The sequence below is a fragment of the Nocardia sp. NPDC049190 genome (genome assembly GCF_040648115.1).
In the GTDB taxonomy this organism is placed as follows: Bacteria; Actinomycetota; Actinomycetes; order Mycobacteriales; family Mycobacteriaceae; genus Nocardia.
On record NZ_JBEZDE010000003.1, the window covers coordinates 1 to 16,871 of the forward strand.

19 protein-coding genes are annotated in these 16,871 nt (G+C 67.4%); 9 read left to right on the plus strand and 10 right to left on the minus strand.

Going from position 1 to position 16,871, the window contains the following annotated elements; genetic code table 11:
• Nucleotides 1-140: 140 nt before the first annotated feature.
• The 4 genes from AB0B25_RS03655 to pdxH form a co-directional block, all read right to left on the minus strand.
• Nucleotides 141-500: an FKBP-type peptidyl-prolyl cis-trans isomerase gene (locus AB0B25_RS03655; RefSeq protein ID WP_357070852.1), complete on the minus strand. Its 360-nt coding sequence runs from the start codon at nt 498-500 to the stop codon at nt 141-143.
• Between the two features lie 39 nt (nt 501-539).
• Nucleotides 540-1,853, minus strand: a complete 1,314-nt coding sequence (locus tag AB0B25_RS03660) for a citrate synthase (RefSeq protein ID WP_357174181.1) — start codon at nt 1,851-1,853, stop codon at nt 540-542.
• 179 nt (nt 1,854-2,032) lie between these two features.
• Nucleotides 2,033-3,313: an MFS transporter gene (locus AB0B25_RS03665; protein WP_357174184.1), complete on the minus strand. Its 1,281-nt coding sequence runs from the start codon at nt 3,311-3,313 to the stop codon at nt 2,033-2,035.
• A 68-nt stretch (nt 3,314-3,381) separates the two neighbouring features.
• Entirely contained in the window at nt 3,382-4,110 is a 729-nt protein-coding gene (pdxH, locus tag AB0B25_RS03670) for a pyridoxamine 5'-phosphate oxidase (protein WP_357174187.1), read from the minus strand.
• 121 nt (nt 4,111-4,231) lie between these two features.
• Here pdxH and AB0B25_RS03675 point away from each other — a divergent pair, with 121 nt between their 5' ends.
• The gene (locus tag AB0B25_RS03675; protein ID WP_357174190.1) at nt 4,232-5,380 is read left to right on the plus strand and encodes a citrate synthase 2; all 1,149 of its coding nucleotides are present in this window, start codon (nt 4,232-4,234) and stop codon (nt 5,378-5,380) included.
• Between the two features lie 407 nt (nt 5,381-5,787).
• Here the strand turns inward: AB0B25_RS03675 and AB0B25_RS03680 are convergent, their stop codons facing one another.
• Nucleotides 5,788-6,432: a hypothetical protein gene (locus tag AB0B25_RS03680; protein WP_357174192.1), complete on the minus strand. Its 645-nt coding sequence runs from the start codon at nt 6,430-6,432 to the stop codon at nt 5,788-5,790.
• A 64-nt stretch (nt 6,433-6,496) separates the two neighbouring features.
• Between AB0B25_RS03680 and serC the strand changes: the two genes are divergently transcribed.
• The 3 genes from serC to AB0B25_RS03695 all read left to right on the plus strand — a co-directional run bounded on the left by serC (nt 6,497) and on the right by AB0B25_RS03695 (nt 9,975).
• Complete coding sequence (gene serC / locus AB0B25_RS03685; RefSeq protein ID WP_357174195.1) at nt 6,497-7,621, plus strand: phosphoserine transaminase; 1,125 nt, start codon at nt 6,497-6,499, stop codon at nt 7,619-7,621.
• Between the two features lie 189 nt (nt 7,622-7,810).
• Nucleotides 7,811-8,905 carry a septation protein SepH gene (gene sepH, locus AB0B25_RS03690; protein WP_357174198.1) on the plus strand — a complete coding sequence of 365 codons (1,095 nt, stop codon included), beginning with the start codon at nt 7,811-7,813 and terminating at the stop codon, nt 8,903-8,905.
• Between the two features lie 317 nt (nt 8,906-9,222).
• Nucleotides 9,223-9,975 carry a hypothetical protein gene (locus tag AB0B25_RS03695; protein ID WP_357174201.1) on the plus strand — a complete coding sequence of 251 codons (753 nt, stop codon included), beginning with the start codon at nt 9,223-9,225 and terminating at the stop codon, nt 9,973-9,975.
• Here AB0B25_RS03695 and AB0B25_RS03700 read toward each other — a convergent pair.
• Both AB0B25_RS03700 and AB0B25_RS03705 read right to left on the minus strand, forming a co-directional pair.
• Complete coding sequence (locus AB0B25_RS03700) at nt 9,972-10,271, minus strand: DUF2537 domain-containing protein (RefSeq protein ID WP_357174204.1); 300 nt, start codon at nt 10,269-10,271, stop codon at nt 9,972-9,974. The genes AB0B25_RS03695 and AB0B25_RS03700 overlap by 4 nt on opposite strands.
• On the minus strand, nt 10,268-11,071 hold the full coding sequence (locus AB0B25_RS03705; RefSeq protein WP_357174207.1) for an RNA methyltransferase: 804 nt from the start codon (nt 11,069-11,071) through the stop codon (nt 10,268-10,270). The genes AB0B25_RS03700 and AB0B25_RS03705 overlap by 4 nt, the downstream gene beginning before the upstream one ends.
• A 123-nt stretch (nt 11,072-11,194) precedes the next feature.
• On the opposite strand from AB0B25_RS03705, the gene AB0B25_RS03710 reads away from it, so the two are divergent.
• The 3 genes from AB0B25_RS03710 to AB0B25_RS03720 all read left to right on the plus strand — a co-directional run bounded on the left by AB0B25_RS03710 (nt 11,195) and on the right by AB0B25_RS03720 (nt 13,254).
• Nucleotides 11,195-12,397 carry a GNAT family N-acetyltransferase gene (locus tag AB0B25_RS03710; RefSeq protein WP_357174210.1) on the plus strand — a complete coding sequence of 401 codons (1,203 nt, stop codon included), beginning with the start codon at nt 11,195-11,197 and terminating at the stop codon, nt 12,395-12,397.
• 75 nt (nt 12,398-12,472) lie between these two features.
• A complete protein-coding gene (locus AB0B25_RS03715; protein WP_357174213.1) occupies nt 12,473-12,880 on the plus strand; it encodes a YccF domain-containing protein in 408 nt (135 codons plus the stop codon).
• A 128-nt stretch (nt 12,881-13,008) separates the two neighbouring features.
• Nucleotides 13,009-13,254, plus strand: coding sequence for a hypothetical protein (locus AB0B25_RS03720; protein WP_357174215.1), 246 nt, complete (start codon nt 13,009-13,011; stop codon nt 13,252-13,254).
• Between the two features lie 69 nt (nt 13,255-13,323).
• Here the strand turns inward: AB0B25_RS03720 and AB0B25_RS03725 are convergent, their stop codons facing one another.
• A complete protein-coding gene (locus AB0B25_RS03725; RefSeq protein ID WP_357070810.1) occupies nt 13,324-13,761 on the minus strand; it encodes a MarR family transcriptional regulator in 438 nt (145 codons plus the stop codon).
• 63 nt (nt 13,762-13,824) lie between these two features.
• On the opposite strand from AB0B25_RS03725, the gene AB0B25_RS03730 reads away from it, so the two are divergent.
• The gene (locus AB0B25_RS03730; protein ID WP_357174217.1) at nt 13,825-14,064 is read left to right on the plus strand and encodes a DUF2530 domain-containing protein; all 240 of its coding nucleotides are present in this window, start codon (nt 13,825-13,827) and stop codon (nt 14,062-14,064) included.
• A 12-nt stretch (nt 14,065-14,076) separates the two neighbouring features.
• Here AB0B25_RS03730 and AB0B25_RS03735 read toward each other — a convergent pair whose 3' ends face one another.
• Both AB0B25_RS03735 and AB0B25_RS03740 read right to left on the minus strand, forming a co-directional pair.
• Entirely contained in the window at nt 14,077-14,259 is a 183-nt protein-coding gene (locus AB0B25_RS03735) for a hypothetical protein (protein WP_357174220.1), read from the minus strand.
• Nucleotides 14,238-16,127: a neutral/alkaline non-lysosomal ceramidase N-terminal domain-containing protein gene (locus AB0B25_RS03740; protein WP_357174223.1), complete on the minus strand. Its 1,890-nt coding sequence runs from the start codon at nt 16,125-16,127 to the stop codon at nt 14,238-14,240. The genes AB0B25_RS03735 and AB0B25_RS03740 overlap by 22 nt, the downstream gene beginning before the upstream one ends.
• A 125-nt stretch (nt 16,128-16,252) precedes the next feature.
• Between AB0B25_RS03740 and AB0B25_RS03745 the strand changes: the two genes are divergently transcribed.
• On the plus strand, nt 16,253-16,870 hold the full coding sequence (locus tag AB0B25_RS03745; protein WP_357174227.1) for a TetR/AcrR family transcriptional regulator: 618 nt from the start codon (nt 16,253-16,255) through the stop codon (nt 16,868-16,870).
• Nucleotide 16,871 lies beyond the last annotated feature (1 nt).

Here is a 16,871-nt window from a genome sequence, read left to right on the forward strand (position 1 = left end):
GCGACCCCTCCCACCCCCCGGGCGCGCCCGGGCGCGCCCCCGCCCCCCCGCTGCGCCCGCGACGAAGTCGCAAGCGGCGGTCGCTCGGACGCGAACCACACAGGGGCCGCGAACACGCAGCGCCGCAGGCGCTGCCAAAACTACTGAGCGTTCAGCAGATCGATCACGAAGACCAGTGTCTTGCCCGACAGTCGGTGTCCGGAGCCCGACGGGCCGTAGGCCAGTTCCGGTGGGATGGTCAGCTGGCGGCGTCCGCCGACCTTCATGCCGGGGATACCGTCCTGCCAGCCTTGGATCAGGCCGCGCAGCGGGAAGGTGATGGATTCACCACGGTTCCACGACGAGTCGAACTCTTCGCCGGATTCGAATTCGACGCCCACGTAGTGCACCTCGACGGTGCCACCGGGCACGGCTTCCGTGCCCTCGCCTTCGATGATGTCCTTGATCACCAGTTCGGTGGGCGCGGGCCCTTCCTGGAACTCGATTTCCGGTTTGGTCATTCGGCTATCCCCTTCGATAGATGGATGGATGGAAATTCGTCAACGGTTGGTGATCTCGTGGTAGTCGCGGGCGCCGTAGCCGGTGTAGATCTGCCGAGGACGGCCGATCTTCAATGGCTCGCTGTGCATCTCACGCCAGTGCGCGATCCAGCCGGGGAGCCGGCCCATCGCGAACAGGACGGTGAACATGCGGGTCGGGAAGCCCAGCGCCTTGTAGATGACGCCGGTGTAGAAGTCGACGTTGGGGTACAGCCGCCGCTCGACGAAGTAGTCGTCGGTGAGTGCGGCCTCTTCCAGGGCCTGGGCGATCTCGAACAGCTCGTCGGCGCCGCCGAGCTTGCTCAGGATGGCGTCGGCGTGCTTCTTGGCGATGGAGGCGCGCGGGTCGTAGTTGCGGTAGACGCGGTGCCCGAAGCCCATCAGCTTCACGCCGTCTTCCTTGTTCTTGACCTTGCGGATGAACTCCTTGACGTCGCTGCCGTTGGCCTTGATGCCGTCGAGCATCTCCAGCACGGCCTGATTCGCGCCGCCGTGCAGCGGACCCCACAGGGCGTTGATGCCGCCGGACACCGAGGTGAACAGGTTGGCGTCGGATGAGCCGACCAGGCGGACGGTCGAGGTGGAGCAGTTCTGCTCGTGGTCGGCGTGCAGGATGAGCAGCATGTCCAGCGCCGCGGCCATCTCCGGGTCGACCTCGTAGGGTTCGGCGGGGAAGCCGAAGGTCATCCGCAGGAAGTTCTCCACCAGGCTCAGCGAGTTGTCCGGGTAGAGGAAGGGCTGGCCGACCGACTTCTTGTACGAGTAGGCAGCGATGGTCGGCAGCTTGGCCAATAGTCGGATGGTGGATAGCTCGACCTGCTCGGGGTCGCGCGGGTCCAGCGAGTCCTGGTAGTAGGCCGACAGCGCGTTCACCGCGGAGGACAGCACCGGCATCGGGTGCGCGTTGCGCGGGAAGCCGTCGAAGAAGCGCTTGAGGTCTTCGTGCAGCAGAGTGTGCCTGCGGATCCGGTCGGTGAAATCCTCGAGCTCGGCCTGCGTAGGCAGCTCACCGTAGATCAGCAGGTAGCTGACCTCGATGAAGGTGGACGACGCCGCGAGCTGGTCGATCGGGTAGCCGCGGTAGCGCAGGATGCCCGCTTCACCGTCGATGTAGGTGATCGCCGATTTGGTCGGGGCGGTGTTCATGAAGCCCGGGTCGTATGTCACGTACCCGGTGCTGGCCAGCAGTTTTCCCAGCTCGATCCCGTCATTGCCCTCGGCGGCCCTGGTGACCGTCATCGGGAATTCCCCGCCAGGGTAGGAAAGGACCGGCTTGGCATCGTCGTCGATGTTGATGATGTTCTCAGCGGGCACGGAAGGATCCCTCTCAGGTTAGAACCATAGGCACCGGGCGCGGTGGCGCACGATGCCCTTGCCTCAACGCTAGCCGTACGCTCATACGGCCAAATACTGAGGGGTAGTCCCGCGGCAGCTCATAATCTCCTCCTGGCCTGGTGAGGTTCGCCGGCACGCCCGGTGTCGTCGTCCTTCGCTCACGCTGGTATTTCGGCATGGGCGCGGCCGCCACGGTAACGCGCGAAAGCGGGGAAGGCGAGGGCCGCGACCAGCACGCCGACCACCACCAGCCCGCCTCCCCCGGCCGCGGCTACAGCAGTACCCAGGCTCGCCGCCGCGAAACCGTGGGCAACATCACCGATCCGTGGTCCACCCGCCACGACCACGATGAACACACCTTGCAGCCGTCCGCGCATATCGTCGGTGGCGACCGTCTGCAGCATGGTGATCCGCAGCGCCGCGGAGACCATGTCGACCGCACCGCCGAAGGCCGAGCAGGCCAACGCGATCCACAATCCGAGGCCGAGGCCGAGCGCGTGTCCGGTGTACCCGACGGCCACGCCGAACCCGACCATGGCCAGTCCCCACAGTACGATGCAGACGAGCACCGCGCGCCCCGGACGACGGATGCGCGGAATCCAGCCGGAGAACACGCCGCCGAGCACCGCGCCCACCGACATCGAAGCGAACAGCAAGCCGAGCGCGACGCCGCCGGTGGCCGGGTCGCCGAAGGTCTCATGCGCGATCTGCGGGAACAACGCGCGCGGCATACCGAACACCATGGCGATCACATCCACCGCGAAGGAGGCGAGCAGCACCCGCTGAGTCGCCAGGTAGCCGAATCCGTCCAGCACCGTTCGGATTCCGGCCTTGCGCACCGACCCGGTGGGCGGCAGCGCGGGCAGCTGCCAGACCGCCCACAGCGTGGCGAGCAGGGCTATGGCGTCGATCAGGTAGAGCGTGGCCAGGCCGATCATCGGGATGAGCGCGCCGGCGAGCACCGGCCCCGCGATCGCGCCGAATTGCATCACCGTCATGCTCAGCGAATTCGCCGCGGCCAGTTGGCCTTCGGGCAGCAGGCGCGGGATGGTCGCGCTGCGTGTCGGCTGGTTCACCGCGAAGAACGCTTGCTGCACCGCGAACAGACCGAGCACCACCCACACGTTGTCCACCCCGACGGCCGCCTGGACCCAGAAGGCGAGCGCGGTCAGCCCCGTGCCGGAGTTGGTGACGAGCATCAAGGTGCGCCGGTCCATCACATCGGCGAGCGCGCCGCCCCACAGGCCGAATACGATCAGCGGCGCGAGACCGAACAGCCCGGCCAGCCCGACATAGCCGGAGCTACCGGTGATCTGGAAGATCTGCTGTGGCACGGCGACGATGGACAACTGTGCGCCGATCATGGTGACGATTCCGGAACTCCACAGGCGGCGGAAATCCGGATGGCGTAGCGGGGTGGTGTCGGCGAGCACTTTCACCGGCCGCAGCGTATCGAGTCGCCCGCTACGACTCGACGCGATATTTCTCACCTATGGCGCGGGTGCACTCACGGCTGCAACCGCCGGACCGTCATCGATCCTTCCGTGACGGTGACCTGGATCCGGTTGTGCAGTCTGCCGCGCCGCCCCTGCCAGAACTCGACCTCGTCAGGGCGAAGCAGGAAACCGCCCCAGTGCGGTGGTACCGGGATCTCGTCCACATCGGCGAACCGCGCGGTCGCCTCGGCCAGCGTGCGATCCAGCTCCGCTCGCGACCCGATCGGCTCGGATTGCTGCGAGGCCCACGCACCCAGTTGCGAATCCCGCGGCCGCGATCGCCAGTAGACCGCTGTCGTCTCGGCAGCGACTCGCTCGACCGCGCCGCGCACGTGCACCTGTCTGCCCAGCGCGGGCCAGACGAACGTGACCGCGGCGAACGGGACGGAGGCCAGCTGGACACCCTTGGCCGAGTCGTAGTTCGTGTAAAAAGTCACACCCTCCGGCGAGAGCCCTTTACACAGCACGGTCCGCGCGACCGGGCGTGGCGTGCCGCCGACCAGCGACACGGTGGCCAGCACCATGGCGTTGGGCTCGGGGATGCCGATCGCGGTGGCCTGTTCGATCCAGTGGCGCAGGAGCGGTTCCCAGCCACCGGCCAGCCAGTTCTCGTCCAGGTCCACGTCCTCGCCGCTGCCGTACGGCACTCCGCCGTAGTCCGCGCGCATGGCGGCGAGATCGCTGGTCGGCAGGAATTCCGCCGTTTCCGGTCCGCGGGGTGAATTGTCCAGGTCACGCATGGGCCAGACGTTACTCCGGGGTAGCAACGAGCTAAGGTTTGGTGATCGGCATGTACTCGTCAAATTCGATAACTTCCCACCGACGAGAACATGCGACCCGGAGTGCAAGGAGAGTCGCACCATGACTACCAGCCGTGCGGTTTCCGGTGGTCAGGCCACCGTACCCAGCGATTTCGTCAGTGGACTCGAGGGCGTAGTGGCGTTCACCACCGACATCGCCGAACCAGACAAGGACGGCGGCGCGCTGCGCTACCGCGGCGTGGACATCGAGGACCTGGTCGAAAGCCAGGTGACCTTCGGTGACGTGTGGGCGTTGCTGGTCGATGGATCCTTCGGCAGAGGCCTTCCCCCCGCGGAGCCGTTCCCGCTGCCGGTACACACCGGCGACGTGCGCGTCGACGTGCAGGCCGGTCTGGCCATGCTCGCCCCGATCTGGGGCTACCAGCCGCTGCTGGACATCGACGACGAGACCGCACGGGAGGACCTGGCCCGCGCCTCGGTGATGGCGCTGTCCTACGTGGCGCAGTCCGCGCGTGGCATCTACCAGCCCGCGGTGCCCCAGAAGAAGATCGACGAGTGCGCCACGGTCACCGAACGCTTCATGACTCGCTGGAAGGGTGACCCGGATCCGAAGCACACCGACGCCATCGACGCCTACTGGGTTTCCGCCGCCGAGCACGGCATGAACGCCTCGACCTTCACCGCCCGGGTGATCGCCTCGACCGGAGCAGACGTCGCGGCGGCCTTGTCCGGTGCGATCGGCGCCATGTCCGGCCCGCTGCACGGCGGCGCGCCCGCGCGCGTGCTCCCGATGATCGAAGAGGTCGAGAAGACCGGCAACGCACGGGCTCTGGTCAAGGGCATCCTCGACCGCAAGGAGAAGCTGATGGGCTTCGGCCACCGGGTCTACCGGGCCGAGGACCCGCGCGCCCGCGTGTTGCGTGCCACCGCCGAGCGCCTCGCCGCCCCGCGCTACGAAGTCGCCGTCGCGTTGGAACAGGCCGCGCTCGCCGAACTGCGCGAGCGCCGTCCGGACCGCGCCATCGAGACGAACGTCGAGTTCTGGGCCGCCGTGATCCTGGACTTCGCCGAGGTGCCCGCGCACATGATGCCCGCCATGTTCACCTGTGGCCGCACCGCGGGGTGGTGTGCGCACATCATGGAGCAGAAGCGGCTGGCCAAGCTGGTCCGCCCGGCCGCGATCTACACCGGGCCCGGTCCGCGCAAGCCTGAGGAGGTCGCGGGCTGGTCCGTGGTCGCGCACGCGTAGTCGACCGCCGCAAGGTCCGGCCGCGACCTACCGCCTACCGCATCGCAGGCACGGCAGCGTGCGGCCGACTATCTGCAGCTGACCACCTCGGTGGGCAGAACATCGCGATTCTTTCTTGCGGGTACCGCGCATGACGACGACATCGCGGTGTGCGGGCACGAATCCGCTCCGGCAGCACCACTGATTTCAGCGCGACCGCGTCGGCCGCCCCGGCGCAATCCGCGATCACTGCCGCAGAGTCGGCGCCATTTCGCTCGGGGGGACGAACGAAGCGCCTGCGATCTTCACTCAGGCAAACGCACCGCCCGCAATTTCGGACCGTGCGGATATTCGCGATTCAGCGGGCCGTCCGTACTACCTTTCACCTTCGTCGTGCCGGCTCACGCGCAAATTGTTCCGTGACGGAATTATTCGTCGTCGAGCGAGGCGACCCAGTCGATAGCGACGGATTCGCCGCGGTCGACGGTGAAGAAGGCCACCTCCAGATGCTGGCCGAGATCGACAAGACCGAGCGCGGCCAGCGGAACCGGCTGGACCAGCCGAACCCGCCACGGCTTCGGCTCGTCCCAGGCACGCAGTTCGAGGTCGAGACGCAGCACCGGGTCGTCCCGGCCGCTGTAGTCGGCGGCGACCGGCGCGGCGGCGAGCACCGTGGCGTCTGCGCGACGGCCGTCGGACAGGATCTTCGCGATACCGGCCCGCCCCGACACCTCGGGATCGGGCACGTACAGCACCACGCGGTCGCGGTCGCCGGCGTCGACCCGGCAGCACACGACGTCGCCCGGCTGCATCGACTTCAGGTCGGCTTTCGTCATCCGCTGTCGCACCCTGGCCTCGTACGGGAACTCGCCGTCCAGCTGCACCCGAACCCAGAACACGTGCCCCGGCTCGGTGCGCCGCGGACGCACGCCGAGGATCGTCGCCGAACCCGATGTCCCGCGAACGAGCAACTCGCGCCGCGCCGCGTCCGAGACCGATCCGAATCGCAATCCGAAATTCCGCGCCGCCCGACCGCGCGATAACCACCCCGAGTTGGCCGACGGCATGCTCATGGACAACTACGTTAGCTGGAGTGTGGTCCGCGACACAGCATTACCACCGTCTACCCTGTACCGCATGACCACTGCGTTCCCGACCATTCCCGACGACATCAAGCCCGCCGACGGACGGTTCGGCTGTGGCCCCTCCAAGGTGCGACCGGAGCAGTTGCAGTCGCTGGTCGATGTCGGCGCCTCGGTGTTCGGAACCTCGCATCGCCAGAAGCCGGTGAAGAACGTGGTCGCACGGGTGCGCTCGGGTCTGCGCGAGCTGTTCGACCTGCCCGACGGCTACGAGGTGGTGCTCGGCAACGGCGGCACCACCGCGTTCTGGGACGCCGCGGCGTTCGGCCTGATCCGGGAGCGCTCGCTGCACCTGACCAACGGTGAGTTCAGCTCGAAGTTCGCCGCGGTGACCAAGGGCAACCCGTTCATCGGCGACCCGATCGTGGTCGCGGCCGATCCGGGCAGCGCGCCCGAGCCGGTCTCGGATCCGTCGGTGGACCTGATCGGCTGGGCACACAACGAGACCTCCACTGGCGTCGCCATCCCGGTGCAGCGTCCCGCGGGCTCGGAGAACGCGCTGATCGCCATCGACGCCACCTCCGGCGCGGGTGGTCTCCCGGTGAACATCACCGACGCCGATGTCTACTACTTCGCACCGCAGAAGTGCTTCGCGTCCGACGGCGGCCTGTGGATCGCGCTGATGAGCCCGGCCGCCCTGGCCAGGGTCGAGGAGATCAAGGCTTCCGGTCGCTGGACCCCGGAATTCCTTTCGCTGCCGATCGCTATCGACAACAGCACCAAGGACCAGACCTACAACACGCCGGCGCTGAGCACTCTGCTGCTGTTCGCCGACCAGATCGAGTGGCTCAACGGCAACGGCGGTCTGGATTGGGCGGTCAAGCGGACGCTGGACTCGTCGTCGCGGCTGTACTCCTGGGCCGAGTCGAGCGAATACGCCACGCCGTATGTCGCGGAGCCGGCGCACCGCTCGCAAGTGGTCGGCACCATCGATTTCGTGGACTCGGTCGACGCCGCCGCGGTGGCGAAGGTGCTGCGCGCCAACGGCATCGTCGACACCGAACCGTATCGCAAACTCGGCCGCAACCAACTGCGCATCGGCATGTTCCCGGCGATCGATCCGGAGGACGTCAGTCAGCTGATCCGTTCCATCGACTGGGTCGTCGAGAATCTCGGCTGACCGCCGCAACACGCCCGAATTAGACACGCCGCGACAAAAGGCGCGCCACACCGAATAGAGCAGATTAGCGGGGCACGGTAGTCTCCCCGGAGATTTCCGTGCCGCGTGTCCTGCCCCACGAATCACAGATGTGCACTACTGTTTCGAAAAGTGGGCGGTGTCGCGAGTCGACGCGATAAGGAGGTAACGGTGCGTGAGCTTCGAGTGATCGGGGTGACGCCCGACTCCACGCACATCGTGTGTATCGACACCGAGTCCGGTCAGAAGTTCCGGCTTCCCGCCGATGACAAACTACGAGCCGCTGCGCGCGGAGACCTTGCCCGATTCGGCCAGATCGAGATCGAAATGGAAGCAACTATGCGTCCCCGCGATATTCAGGCCCGTATTCGCGCCGGTGCCTCCGTCGAACAGGTCACCGCAGAATCCGGTATGCCGGCCAGCCGTGTCGACCGGTTCGCGTATCCGGTTCTCTTGGAGCGAGCTCGCGCCGCCGAACTCGCCCAGAAGGCGCACCCCGTCCGCCCCGACGGCCCCGCAGTAGACGTTCTCATCGATGTGGTCACCGCCGCCTTCACCGAGCGCGGACACAACATCGAAGGCGCGGAATGGGATGCCTGGAAGGACGAGAAAGGCTACTGGGTCGCCCAGTTGCAATGGCAGAACGGGCGTTCCGAGATCGCCGCGCACTGGCGCTACCAGCCGGACGCGCACGGCGGCTCGGTCTCCCCGCTCGACGATCCGGCCTCCGACCTGATCGATCCGGATTTCGGCCGGGCACTGCGCGGGTTGGCAACGATCATGCCGCCCGAGCCGGAACTGCCCGAGCCGCAGCCGGAACCGGTGGTGGAACCTCGTCCGGTGCCGGCCGCCCCGCCCGCTCGCCCGGCGAGCCGCCAGCAGGACCAGCCCACCCTGGACGAGTACTACGATCAGCGCGTTGTCGCGGCGGGTGGCGGCGCCGCCGCGATCACGACGAGCACCACCGCCAGTACGCCGCCCCCCGCGGCGAGCACGCCGCCCCCGCCCGTCGGTAACACCGCGCCCACGAATGTTGCCGCGTCCGCACCGACCTCCGGGGCCACCACGGACACTGCGGCTACCCCGCCCGCTCCTGCCGCGCCCGCTCCTGCCGCGCCCGCCACCGCCGCGTCGGCGACTCCCGTGGAGGAGCCCACGAAGCCCCCCGCCAAGTCTCCGGCGAAGCCGAGCCGCACCAAGCGTGGCAAAGCCCCGATGCCATCCTGGGAGGACGTGCTGCTCGGGGTACGCAGCTCGGGTCACTGATTTCGGCTGCCGCGCCACCCTTTCGCAGCCCGGTCACGACCGAATGAGCCTCGCTCCGGCGGCTATCCGAGGTCGGCCGCCGTCGAACCCGATCGGCAATGCCATCGCGGTTGTCGAGTCGGCGATCGACGATGAATTCTGGCCCTTGCTGGCGTGTTCCCGAGCAGAAGGTCCACGCCGGGCGGCACCGAGCGAGTAGATTTTCGATGTGGTCGACGACGTACGTCGGCGTCGAGCGGATCACGCACACGGTGGGTCGGTCGAAACACCGTGCGTTGCTCGAAGTTCGCGGAGATAATTCGTGCAACTATCGGGAGGTGCCGGAAGTGCTATCGAAAGCGTCAACCCTCTGGTACATCGACGCCCCCGACCCGTGGGCGGTGCTACGCGCGAACCACGACCCGGACCCCGCGGCCGCCCTGGCTCTCGCCAAGCAGTTGCACAGCGACCACGACGTGCTGCCGATCATGGTCGGCACCCTGGCGGGTTGCGCTGGCCCCGAGGTCGACGAGGTCTATATCGGGTGCTACCCCGGCGTGACCGTAGTGTGCTCGACCCAGGCCTCGCGAGTCCACCCGACCGAGATCCCGGAGTTGCTGGTACGCCCGCTGGCCTCCGAGCACACCTACTTGGTGTCGTTCGACGCAGCACATGGCTGGGGCGCGTTCGCGCATTGGGAGCGCGGGGAATTCCGTAGGGCGTTCAGCTCGACCCGGGTGAACATCCTGGAGGACGACGGCCTCCCGCTGGTGTGGGAACGGCCGTACTGGGCGGGCGAGCACCCGGTGCGCTGGCGAGCCGGCGAACTGCCCGACCCACAAACGCTGCCGTTCGATCCCCCCGATTTCGCCGATGCCGCCAACAACGAATGGCTCGGCTTCCATTACCGCGAACCGACCGCGAACGGCGCGCTCGTGCCGGGCGACGTCGCGGTGTGCGGATTCACGCTCTACCCGAAGGGCCAGGCGCCGGATTCGGCGACGCGCCCGTTACGGGCCGACGACCATCCCGCGGCCCAGCGCAAGCGCGGCCTGTTCGGCTGGCTACGCGGACACGACCACGTCTCCTAGACCGCCAGCGCGCTCAGCAGCAGCGTGATCCATCCCAGCAGCACACCGGCCGCACCGCCGCCGACCACCCACCGGGTCACCGGGGCGAAGCGCCACCGCCACGCGGTCGGCGCCGCGCCGCCGACCGCGGTCACATTCACCGCCACCGCGAGCAGCGGGTGGACCTCGGCCAGCGCGGCGCCGAAGGCGTACACCGCGACCGCGGACAACAGCGCCACCATGACCGCGACGGTGAGCCCTGCGCCCCAGGGCGTCGGGTCCTGATACGACTGGTACGGCCGATATGTGCCGGTCATGCCGTCCGCACCCGCTCGTAGAAGGCCATCGCCGCCGCTGTCGCGACGTTGAGCGAATCGGTGCCCGGCGACATGGGGATGCGCGCGAGTAGGTCGGTGGCCCGCATGGCCTCCTCGGTCAGTCCTGGTCCCTCGGCCCCGAGCAACAACGCCACGCGTTCCCCGGTCATCGCCGTGGCCAAGTTCGTCGCGGCCGGGTTCGGAGTGAGCGCGATGATCTGGAACCCCTTGCGCCGCAGCATATCCAGTCCAGCCGGCCAGTCCGGCACGGAGGTGAACGGAACCCGCAGTACGTGCCCCATCGACACCCGCACGGCACGGCGGTACAGCGGATCCGCGCACCGATCGCCGAACAAGACCGCATCGGCGCCGAGTCCGGCCGCATTGCGGAACATCGCACCGAGGTTCTCATGGTCGTTCACGCCCTCGAGCACGACGACGGTCCGCGCCGTGTCGGTGACCTCGTCCAGGCCGAGTTCCGCGGGACGTCGGGCCACGGCGAGCACCCCACGATTGAGATGAAACCCGACCACCTCGGCCATCACCTCCGCCGAGGCGCGGTAGTACGGCACGTCGACCGCAGCGAGGTCGGTGGCGAGTTCGGCGCGTCTGCGCTCCACGCCCAGCAACGCGGTCGGCGCGAACCGCGAACCCAACATGCGTTGGACCACGACGACGCCCTCCGCGATCACCAATCCCTTGCGCCCGGGGAGGTCGGGCCTACGGTCGGCGGACTTGAGGTCACGGAAGTCATCGACCTGTGGATCGGCGGGATCATCGATATCGATCACTTCGGCCACCGCTATATCCTGCCGGGCGGCCCGCCCGCGCCGCCACCGGTGGTCGCCGCAGTGTCGTGAGCGCCCCCTCGCACGGGCGAAAACCCGATGCCGACGCGAGCTCCGGCATGGGATGGTCAAGGCATGACCGTTCCGGGAATCACCATCAGGTCGGCCACCGCCGAGGACGCGACCGCGATCCGGACGCTGGTGGAGACGTCCTTCGGCACCCGCTACGACCACGCGGAACTCGGCCGAGTTCTGCGGCTGTTCCCGCTGGAGGAGGCGATCGTCGCGGTCAAGGGCGATCAGGTCGTCGGTCACGTGCAGTCCACCACGATGACGGTGACCGTGCCCGGTGGACGGGCCGTCGACGTGTGCGGCCTCGCTGGCGTCGGTGTGGCGCCGACGCATCGGCGCCGCGGGATCCTGCGCGCCATGTACGCCGAACAACATCGCCGCATCGAAGCCGCCGGACTGCCGCTGACCATGTTCACCGCCAGCGCGGGCGGCCTCTACGGCCGGTTCGGTTACGGCCCCGCGACCCGCCAGAACACGGTCGGCATCGATCGCCGGTTCGCCGAGTTCCTGCCGTCGACGCCGGACCCGGGCGGGGTCACGCTGCAGGCGCCGAGCGAGGTGCGCAGTGACGTCACGGCGATCTATGACCGCTGGCGCGCGGTGGTGCCTGGCGCCCAAGCACGGCCGGAGGCGAGCTGGGACATGCTGTTCGACGACTCACCGCGCTTCCGCGGCGGCGGAACCGACCTCTTCGCGTTGGTGCACGCCGACGGCTACGCGCTGTACCGGTACCACGACCATGGCCAGGTGAAGTCGGCCGAGGTGGTCGAATTGCGAGCGATCACCGCCGAAGCCGCCGCCGCGCTGTGGCGCGCCCTGCTCGGACTGGATCTGGTGCAGCAGGTCGCGGCCACGCTCACCGACCACGACTCGCTGCCCTACCTGCTGACCGACCCCCGGTTGGTGCGCACGACGGCCCGCTCCGACGGACTGTGGTTGCGACTCATGGACATTCCCGCCGCGCTGTCGGCACGGTCCTACTCGGGCGAGCTGGATCTGGTGCTCGCCGTGACCGACCCGTTCCGCGGCGCGGGCGGCACGTTCGCCCTGCGCGTGCGGGACGGGCAGGCGAATTGCGAACCGACGACCGGCCCGGCCGATATCGAGCTCGGCATCGATGTCCTCGGCAGCATGTATTTCGGTGCGTATCCGGCGCGGGTGTTCGCGGCGGCCAACCGGATAGCCACCAAGAACCCCGCGCACCTACGGGCGATCGATGACGCTTTCCGCACACAGCGGGATGCGATGCTCGGCTGGTTCTTCTGACGTCGTCCCGACCTCGCGCCGGTGCCGGGAAGGGAGAAATGTCCGCTTCAGCAGGGGGACTGGCATGCTGGTTACATGAAGCCGATTCAGCTGGTGCTCAATGTCCTCTGGTTGGTCTTCGCGGGATTTTGGCTCGCACTGGGCTACATCGCCGCGGGGATCGTCTGCTTCATCCTGATTGTCACGATCCCGTTCGGGATCGCGTCATTCCGGATCGCTGCGTATGTGCTGTGGCCGTTCGGCCGGACCACGGTGGACAAACCCGGCGCGGGCGCGGGTTCGCTGATCGGCAACATCATCTGGTTCATCGTGGCCGGATGGTGGCTGGCTCTCGGCCATCTGTTCACCAGTATTCCGCTGTTCCTGTCGATCATCGGCATCCCGTTCGGCTGGGCGAATCTCAAGCTCATCCCGCTCTCGCTGTTCCCGCTCGGACGCGAGATCGTGGACAGCGATCAACCGTTCGCGACTACCACCAGATAGTGATCTGCATCACATCCGTTAACGCGGCAAACCTCCCGTGCGAAAGTTAACTAAAAAGTAACTGATGTCGACGGCGTCTTCGGCGCCCCGATTCCGCAGTTAACCGACTGCACCAGGAGAACTCGTCCATGGCCCATCGCACCGTAAGACCGGCCGGCGACCCGGGCACCGCGCCCCTCGCACCGATCGCGATCACGCTCGGGCTGCTGCTACTCGCTGTCGCGGGTACCCAGCTCAACCGCTTGCCGGGATGGGCAAGCGACTACGGCGCGGTCTTGGTCTACCTGGCTTTCATCCTTTATCTGTTGCTCGTCGGCAGCCTGCTGTGGTGGGGTGTCGACACCGTCATCCGGCTCAATAGAACGCGACACTGAGCGGGAGCAGCCGTCCGACACCGGGCGCCGAATTTGCCGCGAGTCGCGAATTCCCTTGCGGCCGTGGCCCTATTCGGATTCGGTGACGATCTGCTTCATGATCGCCACGGCTCGGGTCAGCACGACCAGCTGATCGCCGGTCAGCGTAGCGAGCTGTTCGGTCATCCACTCCTCGCGCGCGCTGGTCTCGTCGGCGATGAGCGCGCGGCCCGCGGCGGACAACGAGACGATGATCTGCCGGCCGTCGGTGGGATGCGGCTTGCGCTCCACCAAGTCGAGATCGGTCAGTGAGGCGATGACCCGAGTCATCGACGGCGGCTGAACACGCTCCTTCGCGGCGAGCGCACCCGGCGTCATCGCGCCGTCGCGTGCGAGGGTGGCAAGGGCCGAGAGCTGGGTCAGCGAGATCTGCGCGTTGGCACGGCGACCGCGCAGGTGTCGCGTCAACCGAACGACCGCCAGCGAGAGCTCACCAGCAAGGGCTCGGACATCCGAGGGCGTTGTCACAGTGGCAAACGATACGGGACCGACTACCTGCCGGACGCGGGTTACCGCCGCTAGGCTGGGCCCGTGACGCCTGAAGTCCCACAGATTCCGCCGCGCCTGACCGATCCGCGCCCTGTGCTCGCGGTCGGCAGCGCGCTGTGGTCCATCGCCACAGCGGTGGTGTGGGCGGGTGACGACCGGTGGGAGTCGGCACGTCCGGTCTGCCTGATGGGACTGGTGGTCGGCGTCCTCGCACTGGGGATCTTCCTGATTCAGCGCCGAGGCGCCCGTCGGGGCGACAAGGGCGCGCAGACCGGTCTGTAGCACCGGTTGCGCTCAGGCGATCTCGAATTCGTCGGTGGTCCCGGTGAACGGAGTCAGCGTGCCATCGAGGCCGAGGCTGGTCGCGTAGCGCTGGAACCGGTAGCGGCCCGCCGCGGCGTCGGCCGGGACATCCAGGTGAACCGGGCTACCGATACGGCGGCGCCGTGCCTGCTTCAGGAGAACTTCACAGCCCATTCGCCTTCATTGGCCGCCCGCGTCCAGGCGCCCGACGCGCTTCGGCACTGCACTTCCAGGAAGGTGCGGTTGCGGCGGGTGTCGTGTTTCGGATGGGCAGAGACGAATTCGGCCGCGACTCGGGCGCCGCGCGGGTAGCACGACGCGGGCTGGAGCAGCACGTCACCGAAGCCGCGCCCGGGCGGTGTGGCGTCAGCCCCCGCACCCGGCTGAAAGTTCGGTTGCACGGTGGATACGTCACGCGGGGCCGGCCCGCGCGGCACCGGCTGACCGGCGGCGAATGCCGACGTCAGCCGGGTGAACTCCTGCTGATAAGCGCAGAGCGTGTACCGGCCGAACAGTGTCGAGGCGCCCTCGTACTGCTGCGAATCGTACTCCTCCGGCGTGGTGACGTATTCGTGGTACGCGTTCGCATACCCCTGCATGAGCACCTGCTCCAGCGGAACATTCAGCGTCGCCGCGACCGCACGGCGGATGCGCAGACCCGCGGTGATGGTGAATTCCCCACCCGCCGCCGCCAGATAGAGCTCGCCGAGGCGAACGAGCTGGATAGGCAACACATTCGGGACCCAGGCCACCGGCGGCAGCAGACCGAGCGGAACCGCGATCGCTTTGGGTGCTTGCGCGTCGGCCAGCCAGCCCGGAGCGCGCCCCGGATCGCCGAGCGAGTCGAGAAACGGGTTGCGCACGCCCTCCGGTATCGGGCCCCCCGGCAGGCCGGGACCGTCCTCGACGCTGCCCGCGATCAGGGAGACCCCGGCCGCAGCGGGCGCGGTGTGGCGCGGGCGGCCGTCCGGAGTGAACCGGCCGTCCACCGCGATATCGGCAAGGTCGATATAACAGAGCATCGCCTGCACCGGACCTTCGACCGGCTCCGCACGGGAGAGTGCTTCTTTCGAGGCCAGGTATTGACGCTCGCCGAGGATTCGAGTGTTCTCGAACTCGTCCTCGGTGGGCCCGGACCGGGGCCGCAGGTTCAGATTCGGGGACATATCGCCCGCGTTGGTCTGTGCGAAGGCGGCGACGAAATCCGGTGCGCCGTCGAGGTAGCGCACACCGTGCTCGGTGTGCTCGGCGCGGAACGACGCGTAACCTTTGTTGTCCGAGCTGATCAGGTGGTTCTCGTTGGTCATCGAGGTGTTGTGGGTGGCGAACCATGTGATCGCCCCGATTCGTCTGCCGCCCTTGAACAGGGCCAGGGCCGTGACCGCGGGGTCGATGGCGTCGGGGAAATACTGTTTGTCGGCGGGCGGATTGAGTTCCCAGGCCACTCGCGAGCGGTTCACGCTCGCGTTGTGCAGTTCGCCGCGGCCCAGCGCGAGCGTGCCGGGGCCGATGTCGTCATGCGCGGCCGCGATCGCCTCGACGATGCCGTTCACCTCCGCGTCGTACACCTGCCGCTTAAAACCGAGGATGGACAGGTTGTAGGCGTAGTCGTGACTGGATCCGCCGCAGGTCGCGTGGGAGTGCGTCGAGGTCAGCACCACGTTCTGCTCGGTGTAGCGATCACCGAAGCGGCGGGCCAGCTCGGTCAGCACGCCGCGGTGCACCGACTGGAAGATCATGCCATTCTCGGCCACCACGAAGACGATCCGCCGTCCACCGCCTCCGATGATGAAGGCGCGAGCCCGGGGACGCAGGTGGATACCCGCGGTCTGCTGCTCGAGTTGTGCGTAGCCCATCATTCCGCATTCGGCGGCGGGGCCGGTGATATCGGAGAGTCCGGCACCGATCTCGTAACCGTCGGAACCTGGTGCGGCACCTGCCGGATAACCGAGCACAGTGCTCATCCCCGGCGTCGTCGCAACGGCGAGCGTCGCGGAACCGATCACGGTCCGGGCCAGAACAGTTCTGCGCGATACCCGCATACCTGCCTCCCTTCAGTCCGATGGCAGCGGACCACATAACTGGTCACTTGTCCAGTCAAGATTTTCGGACCAGTGAATTGACTGCACGCGCCGCGGGCGCTTAACTCCCTTGAGTGTCCTCCCGATTGAGCGTTGAAGAACGACGGGCTCACCTTATCGAGGCCGCGATCGGCCTTGCCGAGAAAAAGGGCGTTGCGGGCGTGACCACGCGCGATGTCGCCCAAGCGGCCGGTGTCTCGCTTGGTGTGGTGCATTACTGTTTCGAAAACAAGGACGCGCTGATGACCGAGCTGGTCAAAGCGCTATCGATGGAATTGCGCGATTCCGTGGACGCAAACGAAACGGTGTGGCAAGACGTCGGAAGTGGAAAAGAAGCCCTTCAAAAATTGATCCGCGCCGGATTGGAACTCATGTGGCTCAACATCGAAGCCACTCCGGAACGGCAGCTGCTCACTTACGAAACGACCACTTACGCACTACGCGAAGGGGAACAAACCCCCGCAAAACTCGCGATCGCGCGCGAGCAGTACAACTTCAACGACTCCACCGTCGCCGATATCCTGGAACACGCTCGCGACGCGACCGGGAATCGGTGGTCGGTCCCGGTGCAGACGCTGAGCCGGTTCACGCTCAACGTGATCGATGGCGTCGTACTGCGCTGGCTGGTGGACGACGACAGCGAAAGCGTGCGCGAGCAGCTCGATCTGCTGGGCGAAATACTCACGGGATACGCGGCCGAGTAAA